Origin of the sequence: Streptomyces sp. R35, assembly GCF_041053035.1 — a bacterium.
GTDB lineage: Bacteria > Actinomycetota > Actinomycetes > Streptomycetales > Streptomycetaceae > Streptomyces > Streptomyces lutosisoli.
On sequence record NZ_CP163440.1, the window covers coordinates 10,602,932 to 10,626,148 of the forward strand.

General features: G+C 71.0%; 20 protein-coding genes and 1 pseudogene. 9 read left to right on the forward strand and 12 right to left on the reverse strand.

Annotated features, from left to right (window positions below):
* The first annotated feature begins 215 nt into the window (after positions 1–215).
* Positions 216–1,775, forward strand: a complete 1,560-nt coding sequence (locus AB5J50_RS47710; protein ID WP_369265712.1) for a hypothetical protein — start codon at positions 216–218, stop codon at positions 1,773–1,775.
* Positions 1,776–1,828: 53 nt separating this feature from the next.
* Here the strand turns inward: AB5J50_RS47710 and AB5J50_RS47715 are convergent, their stop codons facing one another.
* From AB5J50_RS47715 to AB5J50_RS47740, 6 genes and pseudogenes are all read right to left on the reverse strand, one after another.
* Positions 1,829–3,688 carry a M1 family aminopeptidase gene (locus AB5J50_RS47715; RefSeq protein ID WP_369264767.1) on the reverse strand — a complete coding sequence of 620 codons (1,860 nt, stop codon included), beginning with the start codon at positions 3,686–3,688 and terminating at the stop codon, positions 1,829–1,831.
* Positions 3,689–3,865: 177 nt separating this feature from the next.
* Positions 3,866–4,069: pseudogene (locus AB5J50_RS47720) on the reverse strand (hypothetical protein); the annotation flags it as partial.
* A gap of 213 nt (positions 4,070–4,282) precedes the next feature.
* Complete coding sequence (locus AB5J50_RS47725) at positions 4,283–4,486, reverse strand: hypothetical protein (RefSeq protein WP_369264768.1); 204 nt, start codon at positions 4,484–4,486, stop codon at positions 4,283–4,285.
* Positions 4,486–4,884 carry a hypothetical protein gene (locus AB5J50_RS47730; protein ID WP_327434276.1) on the reverse strand — a complete coding sequence of 133 codons (399 nt, stop codon included), beginning with the start codon at positions 4,882–4,884 and terminating at the stop codon, positions 4,486–4,488. The genes AB5J50_RS47725 and AB5J50_RS47730 overlap by 1 nt, the downstream gene beginning before the upstream one ends.
* A 68-nt stretch (positions 4,885–4,952) precedes the next feature.
* Positions 4,953–6,437 carry a sensor histidine kinase gene (locus AB5J50_RS47735; protein ID WP_369264769.1) on the reverse strand — a complete coding sequence of 495 codons (1,485 nt, stop codon included), beginning with the start codon at positions 6,435–6,437 and terminating at the stop codon, positions 4,953–4,955.
* The gene (locus AB5J50_RS47740) at positions 6,434–7,138 is read right to left on the reverse strand and encodes a response regulator transcription factor (RefSeq protein WP_369265713.1); all 705 of its coding nucleotides are present in this window, start codon (positions 7,136–7,138) and stop codon (positions 6,434–6,436) included. Before AB5J50_RS47740 ends, AB5J50_RS47735 begins: the two co-directional genes overlap by 4 nt.
* Before the next feature lie 190 nt (positions 7,139–7,328).
* Between AB5J50_RS47740 and AB5J50_RS47745 the strand changes: the two genes are divergently transcribed.
* The 3 genes from AB5J50_RS47745 (at position 7,329) to AB5J50_RS47755 (ending at position 10,949) form a co-directional block, all read left to right on the forward strand.
* Positions 7,329–8,201: a hypothetical protein gene (locus tag AB5J50_RS47745; RefSeq protein WP_369264770.1), complete on the forward strand. Its 873-nt coding sequence runs from the start codon at positions 7,329–7,331 to the stop codon at positions 8,199–8,201.
* A 157-nt stretch (positions 8,202–8,358) separates the two neighbouring features.
* Positions 8,359–9,081, forward strand: a complete 723-nt coding sequence (locus AB5J50_RS47750) for a hypothetical protein (RefSeq protein WP_369264771.1) — start codon at positions 8,359–8,361, stop codon at positions 9,079–9,081.
* Positions 9,078–10,949 (forward strand): M48 family metalloprotease, encoded by a 1,872-nt coding sequence (locus AB5J50_RS47755; protein ID WP_369264772.1) that lies wholly within the window; start codon positions 9,078–9,080, stop codon positions 10,947–10,949. Before AB5J50_RS47750 ends, AB5J50_RS47755 begins: the two co-directional genes overlap by 4 nt.
* A gap of 17 nt (positions 10,950–10,966) precedes the next feature.
* Here AB5J50_RS47755 and AB5J50_RS47760 read toward each other — a convergent pair whose 3' ends face one another.
* Positions 10,967–11,917, reverse strand: coding sequence for an ornithine cyclodeaminase family protein (locus AB5J50_RS47760; RefSeq protein ID WP_369264773.1), 951 nt, complete (start codon positions 11,915–11,917; stop codon positions 10,967–10,969).
* Positions 11,914–12,690, reverse strand: coding sequence for an IclR family transcriptional regulator (locus tag AB5J50_RS47765; RefSeq protein ID WP_369264774.1), 777 nt, complete (start codon positions 12,688–12,690; stop codon positions 11,914–11,916). Before AB5J50_RS47765 ends, AB5J50_RS47760 begins: the two co-directional genes overlap by 4 nt.
* A 146-nt stretch (positions 12,691–12,836) precedes the next feature.
* On the opposite strand from AB5J50_RS47765, the gene AB5J50_RS47770 reads away from it, so the two are divergent.
* From AB5J50_RS47770 to AB5J50_RS47785, 4 genes are all read left to right on the forward strand, one after another.
* A complete protein-coding gene (locus AB5J50_RS47770; RefSeq protein WP_369264775.1) occupies positions 12,837–14,186 on the forward strand; it encodes an amidohydrolase family protein in 1,350 nt (449 codons plus the stop codon).
* Positions 14,183–15,262: a dipeptidase gene (locus tag AB5J50_RS47775; protein ID WP_369264776.1), complete on the forward strand. Its 1,080-nt coding sequence runs from the start codon at positions 14,183–14,185 to the stop codon at positions 15,260–15,262. The genes AB5J50_RS47770 and AB5J50_RS47775 overlap by 4 nt, the downstream gene beginning before the upstream one ends.
* 137 nt (positions 15,263–15,399) lie before the next feature.
* Positions 15,400–16,749, forward strand: coding sequence for a transaminase (locus tag AB5J50_RS47780; protein ID WP_369264777.1), 1,350 nt, complete (start codon positions 15,400–15,402; stop codon positions 16,747–16,749).
* A 48-nt stretch (positions 16,750–16,797) separates the two neighbouring features.
* A complete protein-coding gene (locus tag AB5J50_RS47785; protein WP_369264778.1) occupies positions 16,798–17,238 on the forward strand; it encodes an Lrp/AsnC family transcriptional regulator in 441 nt (146 codons plus the stop codon).
* Between the two features lie 33 nt (positions 17,239–17,271).
* Here the strand turns inward: AB5J50_RS47785 and AB5J50_RS47790 are convergent, their stop codons facing one another.
* On the reverse strand, positions 17,272–19,452 hold the full coding sequence (locus AB5J50_RS47790) for an FUSC family protein (RefSeq protein WP_369265714.1): 2,181 nt from the start codon (positions 19,450–19,452) through the stop codon (positions 17,272–17,274).
* A gap of 252 nt (positions 19,453–19,704) precedes the next feature.
* Here AB5J50_RS47790 and AB5J50_RS47795 point away from each other — a divergent pair, with 252 nt between their 5' ends.
* Entirely contained in the window at positions 19,705–20,310 is a 606-nt protein-coding gene (locus AB5J50_RS47795) for a GPP34 family phosphoprotein (protein ID WP_369264779.1), read from the forward strand.
* Between the two features lie 64 nt (positions 20,311–20,374).
* Here the strand turns inward: AB5J50_RS47795 and AB5J50_RS47800 are convergent, their stop codons facing one another.
* The 3 genes from AB5J50_RS47800 to AB5J50_RS47810 all read right to left on the reverse strand — a co-directional run bounded on the left by AB5J50_RS47800 (position 20,375) and on the right by AB5J50_RS47810 (position 23,182).
* On the reverse strand, positions 20,375–21,508 hold the full coding sequence (locus tag AB5J50_RS47800; RefSeq protein ID WP_369264780.1) for a hypothetical protein: 1,134 nt from the start codon (positions 21,506–21,508) through the stop codon (positions 20,375–20,377).
* 215 nt (positions 21,509–21,723) lie between these two features.
* On the reverse strand, positions 21,724–22,095 hold the full coding sequence (locus tag AB5J50_RS47805; protein ID WP_369264781.1) for a MerR family transcriptional regulator: 372 nt from the start codon (positions 22,093–22,095) through the stop codon (positions 21,724–21,726).
* 52 nt (positions 22,096–22,147) lie between these two features.
* A complete protein-coding gene (locus AB5J50_RS47810) occupies positions 22,148–23,182 on the reverse strand; it encodes an NADP-dependent oxidoreductase (protein WP_369264782.1) in 1,035 nt (344 codons plus the stop codon).
* Between the last annotated feature and the right edge of the window lie 35 nt (positions 23,183–23,217).

Genomic DNA, 23,217 nt, shown 5'->3' on the forward strand with positions numbered 1-23,217 from the left:
ACGAGTCATCCCCGCCCCATCGCCCCCATGTGCCATCCGGCAACCGTACGTCAGCCGCATGCGTCCTCTGTCGCAGTCGCACAATTGACCGTACAGTGACAAGTCATAGATTTTCAGGCGTGATTGACGGGGGGAACGTCATGTCCTGGGACCAGCACGGCCCGCGCGACGACGCCGTCGTACCACCGATGCCGTCGGTACCACCGACACCGCCGATGCCCTTCGCGGCGCCACCCGCCGCACCTCCACCCGAGACTGGTCCTCCTCCCGCTCCGGCCCCTCCTCCCGCTCCTGCGGACGGATGGAGATCGGCCGCGGTAGGCCTGCTGAACCTCTCCGGTCTCGGGATCGGCTACGCACTCGTACGCCGCTGGGGACTGATGGCCGTGTGCTGGATCGCGACGGCGATTCTGCTCGTGGTGGCCCTTCCCGCGGACCCGGACGGTGTCCCCGGCGGAGCCCTCGTCCTCTACCTGGTCCTTCTCGCGCTCGTGGCCGTCCACGGCGCGGCCGTGGGCCTGCGGACCCGTCTGTCGTGGCCGCCGCGTCCGGCGGTCGCACTCGTGCTCGGCGTCGTACTCCTGGCCGTACCGGCCGGAGGTGCCGTCCTGTACGACGGTGCGCGCGACGAGGCCACCGAGCAGATGCTCATGGACCGGCTGGAGCGGGCGGACGCCCTCGTCCGGGCAGCCGGGAAGCAGCCGTTCGCCACCGCGGAGTCCGACTACCGCCGGGCACTGGCCGTCTACCACGCGCTGCGCGAGGACCACCCGGGATCGCGGGCGGCCGCCCACGTCCCCGACCGGCTCAAGACCTACTACGCGACGGTCGGCGTTCCCTATGAGCAGGAGCGGTACTGCGACGCCGTGGCGCCCCTGAAGTACCTTCGCACCGTCCCGGGGACCATGGGCAAGAAGGACCTCGGAACGCTGGCCACCTGGCCCGACGACCGCCTGGCCACCTCGCTCTACGAGTGCGCGTCGCAGTCCCTGAGCGGCGGTGAGGCGGACTGGACCGTGCAGTTCAGCGACCTGTTGTCGACCTTCCCGCGGTCCGCGCAGGCCGCGAAGGTGGAACCGGCCGTCTCCTCCGCCGTCGACGCGGCCGTGAAGCAGGTCGGCGGCGACGAGCCCTGTGCGGCGGTCCAGCGCCTGGAGAGCCTGAGTTCCCAGGTCGGCGGGTTGCCGGGGGAGCAGGCGGAAGTGGCGGAAGCCCTCGACAAGGATGCCTCCCGCGCCGGCCGGAGCGCCTCCTCGGGCACCTACGCCTGCGGCGTGGACCAGTACAAGGACGGGAGCTTCGACGAGGCCGTCACCACCATGGACGACTTCGTCAAGAACAACCCGCACCACAAGAACCGGGCCCGCGCCCAGAAGATCGCCATCGCCGCGGAGGTCGCGCAGACGGTGCCTGCGGCGGGCAAGCGCCTGCCGACGACGGCATCCGGCGGCAGTATCAGCGTCACCGTCAAGAACGACAGCCCCGACGACATCAGGGTGCTCTACACCGGGCCGGTGACCGGCAGCTTCACCCTCAAGGGCTGCGGAAGCTGCACGTCCTACTCCCTCACCAGCACCCTGGTGCGGGGCTTCACACCGTGCAACGACAGCGGCAAGAACTACCCGCAACGGACCATCCGGCTGCCGGTCGGCACCACGTACTTCGTGCACAAGTCCCAGGACAGCAGCGCAAAGTCGCCGGCATCGGACACGGTCAAGCTGTCACCCGGCTACATCTACACCGAGTGCGCCTATACGACGGGCTTCAGCTACTGACAGCCGCGGCCGGCGCCCCAGGGCGCCGGCCGCGGTGAATCGATCCCGGGTTGTCAGCCCTCGATGCGGTGGGTCGTCCAGAACGACGTCAGGTCCGTGGTCGTGGCGGCCTGGGCGGCCGCCTTGAACTCGGCCGTCGTGGAGACGCCGTACCAGTGCGAAGTGGCGTAGTCCTTCAGGAGTTTGGCCATGACGGTGTCGCCGAGGACGCGCCGCAGATCGTGCAGCGCGCACTTGCCGTAGCCGTAGACGACGGTGGAGTAGCGGGACGAGTGGGCGTCCCAGTACGCCATCGAGTTGGTGATCTTCTCCGCCGTCGAGGCCCACGAGACGCTGTTCCAGCAGCTCGTGCCGGTCTTGTTCAGCGCCAGATCGGTGGCGTAGTCGGTGAACGCCTCATCGAGCCAGGGGCTGTTGTACTCGTCGTCGCCGACGATCCCGTAGAACCACTGGTGGCCGATCTCGTGGGTGAGCGCCGTGGTGCTGACCAGGTCGAGGACGAACCCGGGGTACTCCATGCCGCCGAACCAGTAGTTGTTGTCGATCACCGCGTCCAACTCGCCGTACGGGTAGGCGCCGAAGCGTCCCGCGTGGGCGTCCACGGCGGTCTTCGCGGTGGTGAGCATCGACTGGGCGTCGGAGGAGCTGATGCCCGAGACGGAGTAGATGTTGATCGGGGTGCCCGCCGTCGACGTACCCGAGATCTTGGTGAACGGGCCCGCCGCCCAGGCGAAGTCACGGACCTTGGACGCGGTGGCTGTGGTGACCGTGCGTCCGCTGGAGCCGGGGGTGTCCACCGAGGCGCCGGTGGCGGGCACCAGCAGGGTGGTCGGGTGGTCGAGGGTCACCTTGAAGTCGGCGGCCAGGGAATAGAACGACTCGCCATTGTTCGTGTACGGGTCCAGATGCCAGCCGGACCCGTCCTTGACCGCGAGCACGGGCAGGGCGTTGCCGATCATGCTGAACGCCCCGTCGTAGCCGAACCGGTCGGCGCCGCTGGGGACGGTGATGCCCAGGTCGAAGCCGATGGTCGCGCTCTGGCCCTGGGCCAGCGGGGTCGGCAGGGCGATCTGCTGGGCGGTGCAGCCGACCGACAGGGCGCCCGCGGTGCCGCCGGTGACGTTGCTGACCGCGATCGGCATCGCGGAGCAGGTGCCGTGATAGTTGTCCCACAGCCTCAGATACACCTCGCTGAGCGCGGTGGAGGAGGCGTTGGTGAAGGTCACGCTCTCGTGACCGGTCCAGACGGTGCCGCTCGTGTTGCTGCTCAGGCTGACGGTGTACGACGGTGTGGCCGGCGTCCGCGTCGAGTCCGCGGGCGGGGTCGTGTCACCCGAGGTGTTGAGCGCGATGTCGTCGAGGACGAAGCTCGTCTGGAGGCTGGAGTCCTCCGTGCCGGTGAAGGCGACGCTCACGGTCTGGCCCGCGAACGACGACACGTCGAACGACTTCTGCACATAGCCGGTGGCCTTGTTGAGGTTCGAGTACGTCGCCAGCGTCGTACTGCCGATCTTCGCCGTCAGCTTGTCGTACGCGGTCGACGACGTGGTCTCGGTGGTGTCGATGTGCAGCCAGAAGGTGAGTGTGGCGCTGCTGCACCCGGAGGGGATCGTGACGCTCTGCGAGAGGGTGTCGGTGTGTGTGCTGCCGACACCGTCCAGCCAGGCGAAGCTGCTGCCGCCGTGGGCGCTCTGGCCGGTGCGGTTGGTGATCACGCTGGTCGACGACTGGGTCCAGGGCGAAGTACCGCTCTCGAAACCGCCGTTGGTGACCACCTGGGCCGGGGTGCAGGCGGCGGCCAGTGGCGCCGCGGTCGGTGCTGCCGCCGCCGGGGTGACGGGGAGCAGGACTCCGGCCGACGCGACGAGGGCGAGAGCGCCCGCCGCGAGGGCCCTGTGGGGGGTTGGTCTCACGCGAAACTCCTTTGAGGCGGCCGGGGTTCCGGCCTGCTCGGTGGCCGCCGGGAGGCTGGGGTGCGCCGGAGGGCGGCCGGTGAGATGTCCGTTGCGCCTCCCTGGGATCAGGGCGACGGCTGCCGGAAGCCTCGCAGATTTGACGGAGACATGCCATCGAAGTGAGTGAAAGTGGTCCTACTGATCCGTTTCGCCCAGCGCGGGCGTCAACCGCGTCCAGGGGTAGGGGAGTTCACACGTCACCGGCCCGGACACCGCCGCACCGCGGTCGCGCGCGGTGCGGACGGCGAGCGGTACGAGCGCCTCGGGTACACCGTAGACGAGATGACAGAACCGCTCCGGCGGGTGCCGGGCGGTCCACGCCGGTCTGCTGAACGCCGATCGTGCCGGCGAGCTTGGTGGCGCCGTACGGAGTGAACGGAGTGAGGGGACGGGTGGCATCGACTCCGGCACGCCGGTGTCCCGGGTGCCGGGACCGTACTCGGCGGCCGAGCCCAGATGGACGAGGCGTTGCCTGGTCGCAGTGCTGAGAAGGGTGCCTGATCGAAGGGCCGAGCGCGCACCGGACGGGGAGGTCCCGCGGCGCGCTCGCCGTCACTCCCGCGCCATCTCGGACTCCGCCGAGCTCGCCGCCGACTCGGCGTCGTTCACCAGTTGCCGCAGGTGAGCGAGGTCCGTGGAGGAGGAAGAGGAGGAAGGCGCCGGGCTGTGCGTGTTCTCGGCGTGGCCGCCGCATGCCGTCAGCGACAGCAGCAGTACGGCGGCGCAGGCGGCCAGGCCGGTGTGGGGGGCGCGCATCAGTTGTCGGCTCCGTTGTCGTGGGTCTTGCACCACTTCCGCACGTCCGCCAGATCCTTCTGACGGGCCTCCAGGGTGGGAACGAGGGAACGCCGGAAGGTGAGCCTGTCGTTCAGGTAGGTCTCGATCTCCGTATGTCCCGCCGACTTGGCGGCGGCCACGCGCTGTTCCAGGCGGGCGATGGAGCCACGCCGTGACGCGTCCGCGTGCAGCCGGTCGAGGATCCGGTCGATCCGGTGGTCGATCTTCGGTGCGCGCTTGCAGAGCCCCGGCGCGCCGTCACCCGTGGGGGTGCCCGACGGCCCGGGGTGCGGGTCGTCGGCCGTGGCGACGCCCGCGGCGCCGAGCAGCGTGCCGACGGCGATCAGCGAGATGACGGTTGTCCTGGTCCTTGGCATGGCGAACTCCTCCGTGTTGCGCGGCGGTTGCCCTCACGGGCCCGCACAGGCCCTCACGCCCCGGCAAGCTAGGAGTCTTCTTTGTGGAATTCTTGTGGCCGGCCCGCGGCCGAGATCATCCAGTTGCGCTGGAGGGGAAGCGTCGTTTCCGTCCCGGCCGCGCCGTCGAGGAGCGGCAGGATGACCTCGATCCGGGTGCCCGGCCCTGTCGGCGGGTCAACGACGCGGATGCGGCCCCGGTGCAGGTCGATCTGCTGGGCGACGAGGGTGAGGCCGAGGCCGGAACCCGGGCTGTCCGAGCGGCGCTTGAAGCGTTCGAAGACCTCGGCGCGACGATCGGGCGGGATGCCCGGACCCCGGTCGTCGACGACGAGGATCGCGTGGCCACCGCTCGCGCGCAGCGTGACACCGACCCGCGCGGGCCGACCGTCCTCGCAGCCGTGCACGAGCGCGTTGGCGAGGAGGTTGTCCACGACCGTGCGCAGCCCGGGCTCCCAGCCGTGGACACGCAGACCGGGCGGGCAGTCGCTGGAGATCCGTGCGAGCGGATGGCGTCGCACCTGGTCCTCCGCGCTCGCCTCGACGACATCCGCCAGGTCCACCGGACCGAAGGCGTCCGCCTCGACCAGATCGCCACGACCGAGCTCACGCAGCATCACCAACAGCCCCAGCAGCCGGGCGTGTTCGCGGCGAAGGTCGCCCAGGGTTTCGTCGCGGTCGGGCCCGGGAAGGTCCGGATGCTCGGTGAGGATCTCCAGGTTGGTCTGCATGCTCATCAACGGAGTGCGCAGTTCGTGCGAGGCGGCCGAGGCGAAGGAACGGGCCGTGGCGAGGGCTTCGGCGGTTCTGGCGGCCTGCTCGTCATAGCGGGTCAGGACCGTCTGGAGGGTGTGTGCCAGATCGTCGACCTCGGCGATCCGCGCCGGCGCGTGGTCCAGCCGGGCGGTGCTGGTGCGCGGGTCCAGGCCGCTCGCGCTGTCCCGCAGGCGGCGCAGCGGACGGCTCGCACGCGAGGCGACGGCCCCGGCGAGCAGCCCGGACAGCGGCGCGGCGAGCAGCGCGACGGTCACCACGCGTCTGCGGACCAGACGCAGCTGTGCCTCACCCGCCGTGTCCGGCGCGAACAGCCAGAGCGTGCCGCGGACGCCGGGCCGCGCGCCCGTCACCCGCGTCGACAGCACCCGCCAGCTCCGGCCGCCGGCCCGCAGCGTGACCGGGACCGGCGCGCTCTCGGGCAGCGACACCCCCTGGTCCGGTTGCGGGCCGCCGGTGAAGGTCTCCTCGGGACCGATCAGCCGTACGCCGACGTCCAGGGCGGAGGTGAACAGCCGCCGCTCGCGGGCCTGTTCCACCGCCGCCGACCGGTCGGCGGCGCTCGCCCGCAGCAGCCCACGGGCGTCCTTGGCCACGGCCGTGGCGCGCTCGCGCAGGTGCGCGTCCTGCTGGTCGTGCAGATCCGCCGCCACCAGCCGCAGCAGCAGCCAGCCGGTGGCCAGAACCAGTACGGGCACGGTGGCCCCGACGGCCAGGGCGATCCGCGTGGACAGCCTCATCGCCCGGAATCCCCACTGTCGTCCCGCAGAACGAAGCCCACTCCCCGTACGGTGTGGATGATCCGGGAGCGGCCCGATGTCTCCAGCTTGCGCCGCAGGTAGCTCACGAAGGTGTCCACCGCGTCCGTGCGCACCTCGAAGTCGTACCCCCAGACACGGTCGAGGAGCTGGTCGCGGCTGAGCACGAGGCCGGCATTGCGCGCGAGGACGTGGAGAAGCTCGAACTCGCGCCGCGTCAGCTCAACGGGGTTCCCGTCGAGCATCACCCGGCGGGCCGCGGGATCCAGCAGCAGCCCGCCGACTCGTACGGTGTCGGTGTCTTTCGGAGGCCGGCGCCGCAACAGCGCCTGCAGGCGCAGGACCAGCTCCTGCAGGGCGAAGGGCTTGACCAGGTAGTCGTCACCACCGGCCTGCAGTCCCGCGATCCGGTCGGCGGTCTCGTCGAGCGCGGAGAGCATCAGGACGGGTACGTCGTTGTGCTCGCCGCGCAGCGTCCGGCACACGTCGATGCCGCTGAGGTCCGGCATGGAGATGTCCAGCACGATCGCGTCCGGTGGCGTCCGTCGGCACACGGCCAGTGCCGGGCGGCCGCCGTCGGCGAGGTCCACGGTGAACCCGCCGAGCCGCAGACCGCGTTCCAGTGAACGGCGTATCGCCGCGTCGTCGTCGACGACCAGGACACGGCCCAGGTCTCCGCTCATCGCCACACCCCCAGCTCGGTCGAACAGGCTGTCGCGCTCCTGTTCGCCGCCCATGGTGCATCAGCTCGCCGTCCGCAGGCACGAAACGGTAACGAAGGATTTGTGCGGCGTAATGGAGCGACCGCGAAGCGTAACGTCCCCTGTCCTGAGCGCTCGTGGGGGAGCCACCAGGTGTGGGGGAGGGGATGTCATGCCCGTCATGACAGGTGGGGGAGGGGTGCCCGGATTCACCAGGGCCCGCCTGATCGCAGCGGTCTGCCTGGGGCTCATAAGCGCCACGCTGACCAGCTGCGGGGACGACGGTTCGCCGGCAGCCGGAGCGTCCACGGCTCCCGCGAGCACCTTCGTGTCCAGTCCGTCAGTATCGGCCTCGCCGCCGGAACCGACGCCCTCGGTCACCGACGTACCGACGACCGAGTCCGACGACCCGGTCACGTCCTCGCCCCCGGACGATCCGGCGTCCGACGGCGCGTCGGACGCCTCGGCGTTGTGGGGCAAGGCCTACAGCGGTACCGCGGACATCTCCGTCGACGTCTACGACTACTGCGATGCCGACGGCTCCCGCCGCCTGGCCGACAGCCAGAGCTACTCCCTGGACAGCACGCTCAACCTGAGCCGGCCGCGGACCGGCGGCGACGAGACCGAGAACAACCCGTTCTCCCTGCTGTTCGCGGCGGGTGACCCGTCCCGGGCCGGCGCGGTGTCGTTCTGGTCCTCGGCGGTCAGCACGACCTCAGGCCAGGACCTGGCGGGCAACCCCCGTGATCCGCAGGTGCTGTTGACCTACTGGGACATGGGGTGGTCCGACGGCGAACTGGACGCCCGGCTGACCGACCCGCACACCCAGGAGGCCGTGGCGCTCAATCTGCTCAACTGGTCCAGCCCCGTCGTGGCCTGTCGGTCCGACCTCGGCCAGTTGCCCGGGGGCTACCCGCACGCACTGGCTTCCGGTACGACCTTCAACGGACAACTCGACGACTCCACGGCATCCCTGACGGCCGAGGGCAGCAGCACGGACAGTCTGATCGAGTTCCACCTCACGTTCGAAGGGACCGCCTCGTGAGGCGGTGGGGGCGGCCAACCGGACATGTGCAGACCGGACATGTGCAGACCGGACATGTGCAGACCGGACATGCGCAGACCGGATATCGGCAGACCGGAGATGCGCAGACCGGATATCGGTAGAACGGACATTGGCAGACCGGACATGGGGAGACCGGATGACGGCGATCGACCGACTCGACCGCTGGGGCGTGAGGATCGCCACGTGGTCCGCGTCGCCCGGCGAGACCGCGCTCGCAGCGCAGACCACTCGGGCGTACGCGGTGGGCGGCGCCCCTCGCCGGACCCTCTTCTCCCCGAGCGGACCCGCACCGGGCGGAATGGGCGGCGGGACGGCATCCGTCCTGCCCGCGGTGCTGGACGGGCTCGCTTACGCCGCCGACGCCCTCAAGTCGGCTTTGGGAAGTCCCCAGTTGAGCAATGTGCTGTCCGTCACCGGCTTGTTGGTCGGACTGCGGGCACATCGTTCCGGCGCCGCCTCCGACCATGCCCAGACCGCGCCGGCCTCCACCGAGTCACCGCAGCCGGGAGAGGACACCACGCCCGACCCCGGAGCATCGTCGGCCGTGCCCGACCCTGGAGCATCGTCCGCCGGGCCCTCGCTGGAGGTCATGCGAGCCGCCCTACGGATGAGTGAACGGCTCCGAGCCCGGGGGATCGAACCGGCCGAAGCCGACGAACTGGCCGCCAGGGTGACCGCCCAGTTCCTGGCCGAGGGCGATCCGGCCGAGGCGGCAGCGTTCCTCGACGCTCTCGTGGGCGAGGAGCCCCCGCAGCCGGACGTGAGCGCCACCCGCCTCCGGCAGACGGGACCGAGCCGGTTCATCGCCGCCGCGTCGGGCCTGCTGTCCCGCGTCGGACGCCGTCGCACGACGCCATGAGTGGGCCTTCTCCCACTCGGCCCGCCCGCTCATGGAATCCCCCTCCGTGGCTGTGGCTGACGCTGCTGCTGTTCTTGGCGCAGGTCCCCACGCTGATCGGCCACGCCTTGGGGGTCGGTACGGGACTGGGGCAGTTCGGTGAGGCCGGCCATGGACGCTTCGTCACCGCGCTGCTCAGCCTGGTCCAACTCCTGCCCCTCTTCTTCCTGCTGGCGGCAGCCCTCGCGCTCTTCGCCCCGCGGGCGCGCTGCCACTTCGTCGAGCGGCGCTACGGACTGCTGCCGCCAGACCATCCGCTGATGGCTCCGGCGGCAGGGGCACCGAAGGCGCCGGGCGAAGTCCCGGAACCGCACTTCCACGATCAGATGGCGGCCTTCCTCCACGAGCACGCGCCCGGCACTCAACTGCGCTTCAGCACCCAGGCGGGCTTCTCCGCCCGCGTCTATCCGGGCAGTTGGCGCATCACGCGGGTCGGCGTCTTCGCTTCGCTCGTCCACCTGGGGGAGACGGACAGGGAGGCGGCCCGCGCGGTCCTCCTGCACGAGCTCGGGCATCTGCGCCACGGCGAACAGCACGTCGCCGGGCTCGGCAGCCCCTTCACCGCCCTCGTCCGAGTCTGGCCGTACGTGCTCGGGGCCCTCGTCGTCGTACCCGTCACCCTGTTGTTCGTCACCGGCAACGCGACCGCCCCTCTGACGCTCGCCGAGGTCGTCCTGGTCCTGTTCAGCGTGCCGAAGGTGCTGCTTCTCGTGGTCGCCGCGCTCTGGTCGGCGGAACTGGGGGCGGATCGACACGCCGCCAGGGCCGCGGGGGCCGACACTCTCGTACGTGCGCTTCGTCGCCTGGAGGAGGGGGATCGCGGAGGGCCGGCCCGGCTCTATCACCCGCCCGCGGGGGTACGGATCTGGTTCGCGTCCCGCGCGGAAACCGGCGAGGCACTGCTCCTGTTGACGCTGATGTGGCCGTTCGCCCTGCTCGCCCAGCTGCTCCTGACCGTGCTGGGCGCGGTGCCCGCGTACGAGCTGCTGGGCGCTTCGCGGGATCGCGCCATCAGGGAGGTTCTCGCGCTGGCCCATGACACGCTGACGGCGGACCCCGCCTGGTGGGCGACGCTCGCCGTCGTCCTTGTCTGGCCCCTGGCGACCGGCGTCCGGTCGTCGGCCGGAGCCCGGCCTGCGGTCTCCGTCTCGTCGAGGGTGTACGCGACAGCCGTCCTGTTTCCCGCGGTTGTCCTGCTCGTCGGACTGCTGCCCCTTGTCTCCAGGCCGACCGGGAACGTCTTCGCCGAGGGCCACGACGGGCACGCGACCGCGTCCACGGGGGTACCGGGCGGGGACGGCGCCGGGGGCACTCCGACCGCGTGCCCCAGCGCTTCGGCACCACCTGCTCCGACGCGTCCGCCGGGGCTCCCCTCCTTCGCGCGAGGAGGCCCGAAGGCGTCCGGCGATGCGGCACCGCACCCATCGGACGGACCGCGGACCTTCCGCACCCTGAGGGTCACGTCTGTCGAAGCGCTGTCGGGATCCACGGCTCAGGCCCAGGACGTGGGCGACCGGCTCCGTGGGGCCCGCTGGACGCTGCACGGCGACGGCAGCCTGAGCGCCGATGTCGCCGGTGTTCCCGTTCTGCGCGGTAGCGGCGTCGACGGCACGACGCGATGGTTCACCGGGCAGCGCACGGAACACACCGACGTCGGCACGACCACGACCTGGACGGAGGCCCGCCTCGTCGTCGGCGCGGACCAGTCGCCCCGACTGGACCTCATCAGGGCGGCGACACTGGCCATGCGGGCCGTGGTCGACTGCCGGGAGTTCACGTCCACATCGAGCACGGCGCAGCGCTTTTCCCTGACGCTGAGCGGTCTGTGACTGCCGCGACGGGCGAGTCACATCACGATGCGTGTGCCCGCGCCGCCGGCTTCGGCGACGGTGTGGGCGACATGTGCGGCGGCGACGTCCAGTGCGGCATGGCCGGTGGATTTGAAGAGGGTGAGTTCGGTGTCGGTCCGGCGGCCGGGGTGGTGGCCGGAGAGGACGGAGCCGAGGAGTGTGACGGGCCGCCCGGCAGGGAGGCCCTGCAACTCGTGTGCGCCGGACGGGGGTTGGGTCGTGGCGGCGCCGGGCCACTCGGTGAAGAGTGTGGCGTCGTGGACGGTGTCGGCGTCCAGTTCGGGCCCGTGGGATCCCCCTACCGAGCTGATGTGTGCGCCGGGGGCGAGCCAGGCGCGGAGGATCACGGGCTGGACCGCTCCGGTGCAGCAGAAGACCGTGTCGGCCTCGCGCACCGCCGCCTCGATACCGGGTGCGGCCCGGCCCGCGGGATGGAGAGCGGCGGCGCTCTCGGCGCGTTGGGGGTCGCGGCCGCCGACGCTGACCGGGGTCGTGGGATCGATGGCTGCGAGCAGCCGGATCTGGGCACGCGCTTGGGCGCCGGTCCCGATGACGGCGACGCGGGTGGGGTGGGGCCGGGCCAGGACGCGGGCGCTGACGGTGGCGGCGGCCGCGGTGCGGATCTCGGTGAGGGGCTCGGCGTCCATCAGGGCCAGCGGACGGCCGTCCTCGGCGTCGAAGAGCGCCACGATGCCGCGGTGACTGCTGCGTCCGGGCCGTGCCGGGTCGCCGAACACGGAGACGAGTTTGGCCGCGAGCCCGAGTCCGGGAACGTAACCGGGCATGGCGCCCAGCAGTCCACCCGGGGCGCGGGCCGCGATCCGCGGTGGCGCGGAGGCCTCACCCCGGCTGATGGCGATGAGCGCCGTCGCCACGGCGTCGATGACGCGGTGCGGGTCGAGCGCGGCACGCGTCTGCGCGCCGTCGAGGAAGAGGATCTCGCTCATGACGGACCGTCCGGGAGGGTGGTGGGTGCGCCGGGGCCGGAGAGGATCCGCCGCAGTTCGTCGGTCGCCTCCCGCAGATCCTGTCGCAGCCGGGGAAGGCGGGATGCGTCGAACTCCGCGTTCAGTCCCACGACGGTCAGCGCACAGACGGGCGTGCCCGGCTGGGGGACGACGGCGCGGCTGAGGGAGGCGACGGGCTGTTCGTTGCGGCCGTACTCGACGGCGAATCCGGACCGCTCGGTGCGCTCGATGTCGGCCAGCAGCCCGTCCGGCCCGGTCAGCTCGCACCCGGCCTCCTCCGCGGGGCGGAGATAGGGGGCTCGAGCGGACGGGTCGAGCGCGGCGACCAGGGCGAGGGGGCCGGCGAACCGGTGGACGGGCAGGGCCTCGCCCATCAGGTGACTGATCATGGCGAGGCGGTCGGGCCGCACGACGTCGATCACCCGGGACCTGTCGGCCTCCGGCACCTGCAGGTTGACCATCAGGCCGGTGCGTTCGGACAGGGCGGTGAGCACCGGACGGGCGAGCGCGGTGAGGGAGTTCCTGGCCGCGGAGGACGACAGCTGCAGCACCGCGGTGCCGGGCAGATAGCGGTCGCCGGCCCGCAGCACCCAGCCGCGGCGTACGAGGTCAAGGAGCACGCGGTAGGCGGTGGCACGGTGCAGGCCGACCTCCTCGGCCAGGTCGGTGAGGCGCGGTGGCTGGGACGCACGGGCCACCGCCTCGACCAGGTCAAGAGCCTTGTCCACCGCGGTGCGAGGCGCTTCGGGCAATTCCGACCACTCCTTGTGGCGTCGGGAGGTGCGAGCGTACGGTAACGCATGTTTCTACAAGCGATACATCTGTTACGTAGAGCGTAACAAGCACGCCAACGGGCAACGGGCAACAGGCACCGCAACAAGCAGACACTGAGGTGAAGATGACGAACGAGGCATCGGGCGCACCCACCCCGCACGCGCCCTCGCCGAAGGGGGCGGTCGCGGTGTACCGCGGTGCCACGCTGTTCGACGGCACCGGTCGGCCGCCCCGGCCCTCGACGTCGATCCTGATCGACGGCCCGACGATCCGCGCGGTCGCCGACGATGCCGTGATCGCCGAGGATCTGCCCGCGGACGCGCAGGTCTTCGACCTCGACGGACGTTTCGTCATGCCCGGCCTGATCGACTCGCATCAGCACATCGCGACCCCTCCGGACCGGCCGTCGGCCGAGGCGGTGCTGCGCCGGCTCGTCTACAGCGGTGTCACAGCGATCCGCGACATGGCCGACGACCTGCGGCAGGTGGGCGACCTCGCGCGGGCCGTGCTGGTCGGCGAGATCCCCGGCCCGGACATCCGCTACGCCGCGCTGATGGCGGGGCCGGGCTTCTTCGACGACCCACGCACCCACCAGGTGTCCCAGGGGGAGACTCCGGGCGCCGTGCCGTGGATGCAGGCCATCACGGACGACACGGACCTGCGTCTGGCCGTGGCCCTGGCGCGCGGAACGCACGCCTGTGCGATCAAGGTCTACGCGGATCTCGACCACACCGCCGTCGCCGCGATCGCCGCGGAGGCACACCACCAGGGCATCCCCGTCTGGGCCCACGCCACCGTCTTCCCCGCCACGCCCCGACAGGTCGTCCTGGCCGGCGCCGACAGCGTTTCCCATGTCACCCTGCTCGCCTTCGAGGGCGCCGAAGGACAGCTGACGAGCTACAAGGACAAACCGCAGGTCGACCACGAGCGGTTCGCCTCCGGCGACGATCCCCGTCTTGAGGGACTCTTCGCCCTGATGCGCCGGCGCGGAACCGTCCTCGACGCGACCGCCGGCATGTGGGCGAGCGACGCCCTGGCCGGCGACGGTCCACAGGACGCGGCACGCGCGGCCGCCAACACCGAACTCGCCGCACGGATCACCGCCCAGGCGTACCGCGCCGGCGTCGACATCTCCACGGGCACGGACTATGAGACCGATCCGAAGGACCCCTTCCCCGCGCTGTACGAGGAGTTGGCCTTCCTCGTACGCCGCTGTGGGATCCCGCCCGAGCAGGTGCTGCGCTCGGCCACGCTGATCGGCGCCCGAAGCGCCGGTGCCGAGGACGTCATGGGAAGCGTCGAAGCGGGCAAGCTCGCCAACTTCGTCGTCCTGGACGACGATCCGCTGCGGGACATCGACCATCTGCGCAGTGTCACGCTGACCGTCAAGCGGGGCCGTCGCTTCGAACGCGGCGAGTTCGTGCCCGCAGACAGCCATGCCGAAGAGTCCGGCCGCGACGAGGAGACCCGATGACCACCACCCCCATGATCATCAACGCCCTCGGGCAGCTCGACAATCCCAACGCACCGCGGTCGTCCGAGGCCGCCGCACAGCTCAACCCCTCCAGCGAGCAACTCACCGTCGACGCCCGGACCCTGGCCGACGCCCACGCCTCCGGCCTCACCGCCGTCAACATCACGCTCGGCTACACCATGGGCGATCTGCCGCCGTACGAGCACACGCTGCACGAGATCGCCGTATGGGACGCGATCATCCGTGACAACCCGGCGGATCTCACGAAGGTCCGCACAGTCGCCGATGTCCACCGGGCCAGGAGGGAGGGCCGGATCGGTGTCATCTACGGCTTCCAGAACGCCGTGGCCGTCGGCGAGGACACGGGTCGCATCGGCACCTTCGCCGACCTGGGTGTCCGTGTCGTCCAGCTCACCTACAACCAGGCCAACCACATCGGCGACGGTTCGATGGCGGCCGCCAACCGGGGGCTGAGCGACTTCGGCCGGCGCGTCGTCGAGGCTCTGGGCGACCACCACCTCATGGTCGACCTCTCCCACAGCGGGGAACGCACCTGCCTGGAGGCCGCGAAGATCTCGCGCAGTCCGGTGTCGATCAACCACACGGGGTGCCGGGCACTGGCCGACCTGCCGCGCAACAAGACCGACGAGGAACTCCGGCTGGTGGCCTCGCGCGGCGGCTTCGTGGGCATCTACTTCATGCCCTTCCTCAACCTCTCCGGTCACGCCCGTGCCGCGGACGTCGTCGAGCACATCGACCACGCGGTGAACGTGTGCGGAGAGGACCACGTCGGCATCGGCACCGACGGAACCATCACGTCCATCGACGACCTCGACGCCTACCGGGCGCATCTCGCCGAGCACGTGGCCCTGCGTCGCGAGGCCGGCGTCGGCGCGGCGGGGGAGCGCGGCGACACACTCCCCTTCGTGCTCGACCTGCGCGGAGTGGACCAGTTCCGGGAGCTGATCCGCCTCCTGGAACGGCGCGGTTACCGCTCCGAGCGCATCGAGAAGATCCTCGGCAGGAACTTCCTGGACTACGCGGACCGGGTGTGGGCGCCGGAGGGTTCCTCCTAGCCCGGCGACCATCACGGCCCCTACTCACCGACGATTCGATCGTTGACGCAGCGGAATCGATCGCAGAGGCTTGCTCCAGTGACGCTTTCATTCGTAGGATCGCTGCATTCGGTCACCACAGATGAAGGGGCACCTCAATGGACCGCACCCGCCTCCAGCAGCTCCTGGCCCGCGAGAGTGCCGAGGCCGAGCGCCGCAACCCGCGTTCCCAGGCCGCCTACCAGCGGGCCGACCACCTCTTCGGCCGGGTACCGATGACGTGGATGAACAAGACCGCGGGAGCGTTCCCCCGCTACCTGGACACCGCGCGCGGCGCCCGAGTCACCGACATCGACGGCCACGAGTACATCGACTTCTGCCTCGGAGACACGGGCGCGATGGCCGGCCATTCGCCCGCGGTGGTGGCCGAGGCGGTGCGGAGCCGGTTCGGGGAACTCGGCGGCGCGACCGCGATGCTGCCCACCGAGGACGCCGAATGGGTCGGCGCCGAGCTCACCCGCCGCTTCGGCCTCGCGCGCTGGAGCTTCTCGCTGACGGCGACCGACGCCAACCGCTGGTCCATCCGGCTGGCCCGGGCGGTCACCGGACGTCCGAAGATCCTGGTGAACAGCTACAGCTACCACGGCAGCGTCGACGAGTCGCTGATCGTGGTCGGCCCGGACGGACACGGCACCGCCCGCCCCGGCAATGTCGGCGCCCCCTGCGACGTCACGCTCACCAGCCGGGTCGCCGAATTCAACGACCTGGCGCAGCTGGAGCGCGAACTCGCCCACGGCGACGTGGCCGCCGTACTCATGGAGCCCGCGCTCACCAACATCGGCATCGTGCTGCCCGAGCCCGGCTACCTGGAGGGCGTGCGCGCACTGACGCGCCAGTACGGCACCCTCCTCATCAACGACGAGACGCACACCTTCTCCGCGGGACCCGGTGGCTGCACTGCCGCCTGGGGCCTGGAGCCGGACCTGCTCACCATCGGCAAGGCGATCGGCGGAGGCATTCCGGCCGGCGCGTACGGTCTCTCGGCCGAGCTCGCCGAGCAGCTGCTGGACCGTGACGACCTGGACCTGGTCGACATGGGCGGAGTCGGCGGCACCCTCGCCGGCAACGCTCTCTCCGTCGCCGCGATGCGTGCGACCCTGGAGCACGTCCTCACCGACGAGGCCTTCGACTCGATGGCGAAGCTTTCGGAGCGGTTCGAGGCAGGGGTGCGCGCCGGCATCGACACCTGGGCCCTCCCGTGGTCGGTGAGCCGGCTCGGCGCCCGCACCGAGTACCGCTTCGCCGACCCCGCGCCGCGCAACGGAACCGAGTCCGCCGGGGCCGCCGACACGGAGCTGGAGGACTTCCTCCACCTCTATCTCGCCAACCGGGGCATCCTGCTGACCCCGTTCCACAACATGGCGCTCATGTGCCCCGCCACCACGGAGGAGGACGTGGACACGCACACTGATGTCTTCGCCGCCGCCCTGGCCGAACTGGTCGGCTGAACAGCGCCGTCAGTCTTGGAGCCAGCCACCCAGCCGGAGAGGAAGACCGTGGACGAGATCGACCGGGCCATTCTGCGCGAACTGCAGATCGACGGCCGTATCGCGTATGCCGAACTCGGCCCCAAAGTAGGCCTGTCCGCGTCGGCGGCCCGCCAGCGACTGCAACGACTGCTCGACTCCCAGTCCGTGCAGGTGGTCGGAGTCACCGACCCGATGGGCATGGGCGGACAGTCGATGGCCCTGCTCGGCATCGCCGTCGACGGCGACCCACGAACGGTCGCCGACGCACTGGCCGAACGGGCCGAGGTGGTCTACTCGGTACTGACCTCCGGCGGCTTCGACCTGTTCGCCGAGGTGGTCTGCCCGGGCCCGCGGGATCTGCTGGACTTCGTCAACGACGTCGTCCGTCCGATCGAAGGGGTCCGTCAGGTGCAGTCGTTCCCGTACTTCGGGATCCACACGCACCGGTTCCTGTGGAACGTGGGCTGACGGGTGCTCCCGTAGCGTGCTCGCGGCGGCCGGCTAGCTCGCTCTGCCGGCTGTCGAGACCGGTACCCCCAGCGGGCGGGCGAGGCCGATCACGCCCTCGTCCAAGCGCTGCAGATGCCGCAGCACCCGGTGTGTGACGCGGTCGTGCCGAGGGGCACCCGGTCCGTCCGTCTCCAGCATGGACGCGAGGCTCGCACCGGTCTCGGCCACCCCGCCCGTGTCGTCGTCCTCGACACGGGCGACCAGGACGTCGATGTTGTGGGCGATACGCCGTCCCGCGACCTTGAGACGGGGGTCCGCGGCGACGGTCTTGCTGTAGGGGAGGACTTCGGCCGTCGCCGCCAGTGAACGCGCGTGGTAGGCGCACGTCTCCAGCAGGGCCACGACGTAGCGAGCGGTCTGCCGGCGGGCCCGCAGCGGGGTGATCGGATGGGTCAACGGCTGCGTGGAGGACCGTAGATCGTCGAGTGCCTTGTCGAGATCCCGGGCCATGTCCAGCAGATCGAGCGCGGGCCCGCCACTGAGCTGTTCCACCGCGGCACCGGTGACGTCACCGAGCCGGGTCAGCACCGTGCCGAGGAGTTCATCGGTGCGTCGATCGGTGTTGACCGGCAGGATCAGGGCGGCCGCGATCACACCGCAGGCGGCGCCGAGCGCGGTCTCCTCGATCCGCAGGACGAGAACGGCGGGGCTGTAGGTGTTGAGCAGCGTGTACAGCAACCCCAGCATCGCGGTGACGAAGAAGGACATCAGGGCGTACGACAGCGGCGCGGTGAAGAACATGGCGAAGATGAACAGCAGCACGAGGGCGAACGCCGTCCAGGTGTGTTTGCCGACCACACCCGCCAGGCCGACACCGGCGATGACGCCGAGAACGGTGCCCAACAGCCGGCGGTAGCCCTTGACGAGGATCTCCCCGGTGGACGCCGTGTTCAGGAAGACGACCCAGCAGGTCAGCACCGCCCAGTACCAGCGCTGGCTGGAGAGGAGTTCCCCGCCGACGATGGCCAGCGCCGAACCCACCGACACCTGGATCGCGGCACGGGTCGTGGGACGCTCCAGCCCCTGGGGGCGGTCCGCGTCCGGCTCGCTCTCCTCGGACCCGGCGATGGCGATGTCCTCGGCCTCCAGCTCCTCGCGCGAACGGGTCGTCGACGGTGTGTCGTCGGATTCGTCCTGGGGGCCGTCGAGGGCCAGCCGCAGGCCCAGGACGGAGCGCGCCGCCTCTCCGATGCCGCGGAAGACGTCCTGGACGGCGGCCGAGGCGCGTGGCAGATTCTCCTCGTCGCGGTAACCGAGCAGCCGGTTGCGCAGATGGGCCAGCCCGGTGCCGCGGTCGAACGCCACGGGGCGGACGACCAGCAGGCGCAGTGCGTCGAGGTCGCGGCGCAGCATCGCGGTGGTGTCGTCGTGTGCCCGCAGCCGGTTGCTCGGCGCCGGCACGGGCGCGTCCGGGAGGTGCAGGGTGAGGGTGGGGGCGCGTTCGGCGCTGCGCGCGCTGAGGAGGAGAACATCGAGCCGCTCGGCGGCGATCTCGGCGTCGGCCACGCGGCGCTGTACGAGCGAGGCGGTGGCGCTGTCTCTGGTGCCCTGTTCCAGCCGCCCCTGGATCATCAGCGCGCTCTCGTGGAGGCGCGCGGTGTGCCGGCGTACGTCCTCCAGGGCCTTCTCGACACCGTCGGGCCCGGCGTCGAGCAGCTCGATCTGGGCGGTCACCAATTGGGCCAGACGAGCCCGGAAGGCCTCGCGCAGTCGCAGCAGGACACGTTCGGGCATCTCGACGACCAGGCCGAACCGCACCACCGCACTGCAGGCGAACGCGATGGCCAGTGTTCCGCAGAGCCCGGGCAGAGCGGAGTAACTGGCTCCGACGAACAGGGAGACGAAGTAGATCTGAAACCCGATGAGTCCCAGGGCGGTACCGCGATCACCGAACCGGCGGCTGTACACGGCGGCGAAGATCAGGGCGATGAAGAAGAGGTCGCCCGCGACGACCCTGGTGTTCAACAGCGCTCCCAGCGACATCGCCACAAGTGCCACGGGCAGACCGAGCGCGAGTGTGAGGGCCTGTTCGCGCCGCTGCTTCTCCTTGATGGCGAAGGTCGCGACCATGGCCGCCATGGCGCCGGTCACCATGTGACTCACATCGGCCTTGAGCAGCGCCAGGACCGCGAGCGTGAGCGCGATGGCGCCGACTGTCCGCAGCCCCGCCATGAGCCGCAACAGCCCGGGGTCGGAGGCCGCGAACCGGTCCCAGATCCGGTGCCGGATCCGGCCCCAGATCCTCGTCCGGCTCGGCCGTGTCGCTGTCCTCACGCTGCCGCTTTTCCCCGTTCTCCGTCAAGATCCGGAGTTCCAGCATGGCACGCGTGGAGGCCCGCCCCGCGTTGCGTCACCCACTTGACGCCGGGCCGACCGCCCGGCCACGTATCGTTTCGTTGCCGATGACTCCGAGGGGAGCCGTTCATGACCACGGCCAAGGACCTGTTCATCATCGCCGTCGACGCGGAGCCGAGCTCTCCTGTGGGGCAGGGCGACCTGTCGCTCGCGCTCGCCGGAGCCGAGGTGATCGACCTCCTCCGCGCCGAGGCCCTCATGCTGGTCGGCGACCGCATGGTGCCGACCCGGCCGCCGACGACGGATGATCCCCTCATGGCCGAGGCCGCGTCGTCGCTCGCCCGGCAGGTGCCGTACGAGCGCGTCGAAGACTGGCTGTGGCGCCGAGGCCGTGACCTGTCCGCGGCCTATCTGGCCGCCTTCGAGGAGGCCGGCCTGCTCACCCGGCAACGGCGCGGCCGGTTGTCCCTCGGCGCCGACCGAATGGCGCTGGTCGATTCGGCCGCACGCCGCCGGGCCATGCACCGCTGGGCAGCGGACGAGCCCGTCCTCGCCGCCCTCGCGGCGGTCGTCGGGATCCACGACGTGCAGAACTCGGACTCCCCGGGCACCGTCGACGACACGGTGACGACCGTGCTGGCCGCCGTCGACGAGGCGGTGCTGGAACTGGAAGCCGTACGCCAGAGGCGGGCCTTCGAAAACGCGGCGTTCGCCAATATCTGGCGAGGCGCGTGACAAGCACCCGCGCGAGTGACGGCCACCCGCGCGCCGCGTGGCGGGGCCGGGTGCGGGCGCGCGGTCAGCGGTCCGTGCGGCTCGCCCCGTCGTCGCTCGGCGTGCGCCGCGCTCTCATGGTGTCCGTGACGCGCTGAATCGTCTTCGTCAGCGGGTTCGGCGAGCGCCCGTTCTGGCCGCGCGATGTCCCGAGCGCGGGGTATGCCGTGCCCCGGAGCTCCTTGATCTCGGCGAGTGCCGCGTGGGCGTGTTCGGTCGCCTCGCGGTACAGGTCGCGCGACTTGGTCATGGCGTCGAGCGCTTCGGCGTAGGAGTCCACCAGCGCCCGTGCGTGGGCAAGTTCCTCTTCGAGGGTCAGCAGATGCCAGTCCTGCCGGAGAGCGGTGAGCGCTTCCGCCGCTTCTTCCGGCAGGGGCCGCGGCAGCGCGGCATACCGTACGACTTTGTCCAGAAGCTCTGTCGGCTCCGAGCCGTCGAGGAACACGCTGCGCACGCTGAAGTCCTGCTCGTCGTACCCCAGCCGGGCAGGCGTGCCGGGCAGAATGACAGCGCCACCGCGCGGCACCCGCGTCCCCACGTCGTACAGCGCCCAGTTGACGGCCTGGAACTGCTCGGGCGCGGCCCGGTGTTCCACGACGCGATGCCGCAGTCCGGGCGGAAGCAGCCGGGCCAGGGGGAGCCGGCCGCGGTCGTCGGTGGTCATCGCCTCGTGGACGACGACGTTAATGCTCCAGCTGTGGCGCGCGGCATCCCTCAGCAGGCGGCGCAGCGCCGCGTCCTCCTTCGGCAGCGGGTTGATGTCCCGCAGACGGAGCCCGGCCACCCTGTCGTGGTCCCAGGAGACGTCGCTGTTCTCGGGCCAGAACATGGTCGCGGGGGAGGGCCACGCGTGATCCCAGGGCCGCTCCGCCTCGGCCGCCAGCGTCCAGCACCGCTCTTCGGCCGCGTGCTCACGCCGGTCGGTGGTGAGCCGCGCCCGTACGGTGACGGCGTCGCCGACCAGCCAGCGGGCCTCGAAGACATGCTGGTCGGAGGTCGCCGAGTTCTCCGGCTCCAGGAAGTCCTGGATGGTCCCGGCGGCCTTCAGCTTCCGGAGGTTGTCCCGAAGGACCTTCTGCGGGGCGGGTCCGGTGTGGCGCCCGCTTGCCAGCCAGACTGATTCCGGGGCCGTGGCACGGTCGGTGGAGGACTTGGGCATCGGTCACTTTGCGGGTGGGGAGCGGTGTGCCCTCCCAGTATGGTCTGCGCAGGTCACCAGCCGAGAGGCGAGGTCCGTATGGATCACGGACATCCTATCTCAGGTGACTATGGCCAATTCCATCCCCTTTGTGTGGATTGGATGGAGTCCGGGGAGGATGGCGCCGTCTCGTCTCCGTGCTGCGCGAGGCCGATCCTGCCGCCGCAGACGTGTCCTCACGGCTGTCCGTATGTGCGCAGGGCCAGATGGGCGCGCAGACGGGTCAGGCGGTCGATCTCGGCGTCGAGGGCCGCGAGTCTGCGGTCGACCACCCCGGAGCCGGGGACGTCGGAGTCGGGGCGCCCACACCGTCGTTGGGGATTCTCGACCAGCAGGTCGATCCGGTCGGCGACGCCGCGCAGATCCTCGACGGTGAGCCCGAGTGCCAGCAGCTCACGGATGACGCGGACTCGGGCCACCTCACCCGGCCCGTACTCTCGTTGCCCGGTGGCGGTGCGCCGCGGTGGTGGCAGCAGGCCGCGTTCCTCGTAGAACCGCAGTGCCCGCGGGGTGGTCCCCGCCGCTGCCGCCGCATCCCCGATCCGCATGTCCGACCTCGCGCCTCAGCCTCCGTCGCCGCGACTCGAGCGCGACGACGCATCACTCCGGCGGCAACTCCACGACGACGGTCCCGAAGTGCCGCCCCTCGAACAGTTCCTGCAACGCCCGGGCCGCGTGATCCATGCCCGGGATCCGCATATGCGGGAAGGTGATCTCGCCGGAGCGCAGCCAGTCCCCGAAGCGCTTGGTCCATTCCTCCGTCACCTCGGGATGGTCCTGGCCGCTGTAGCCGCGCAGCGAGACGCCTTGGGTGACGAGCCGGAAGGTGTCGATCTCCGCGGGCGCGCTGCCACCGTCCCCGCGCGGCGACAACTGTCCTGACAGCGCGCCGACCAGTACGAAGCGGGCGCCCCGGCGCGCGGCGCGAACAGCCGCGGCCAGCTGGTCACCGCCGACGGTGTCCAGCAGCACGTCGATGCCGTCCGGCGCCGCCGCGGCCAGTTGCTCGTCGATCGGCCGGGGTCCGGGCACCACGACCGCGTCGTAGCCCAGTTCGGCCCGCAGCCGCTCGGCCTTGTCCGGCGAACGGGTGCTCCCGATGACCCTCGTGGCGCCCAGCAGACGCGCGACGGGGCCCGCCAGGGTTCCCACGGCTCCCGCCGCGCCCGTGACGAACACGGTGTCGCCGGGGCGGACTTCGGCGAGCCGGGTCAGTGCGCCGTAGGCGGCCGACCCGGACGAAAGATGGGCCACCGGGTCGGGCAGGACATCGCCCAGCGGAGTGCACTCGGCCGCCGCCACCAGCGCGTGCTCGCGCCACCCGAGCAGATGCGTGACCGTGTCTCCCGGGCGCAACGGACCGCCGGGCGCGGCCGCGACGACCTCACCGACAGCGGGACCGAACAGGGCGTCGCCGGCGTGGATGCGGGGCAGCGGTACGCTGTCGGCCTGGCTGCCGATCAGTGTGCGCAGCCCGGGGAAGACGAGGAAGTACCGGTTCCGGACGACGACTTGTCCCGGACCGGGGACGGGGACCGGCTTCCGCGTGACCGTGAAGTGCTCGGGCCCGGGCAGCCCGCCGGGGATGCCGGCCAGCAGGATCTCGCGGGTCGTGGCGGGCAGGACAGCGGCCATGTCGGGCTCCTGAACGGGTTCGAGGATGAGCGCGG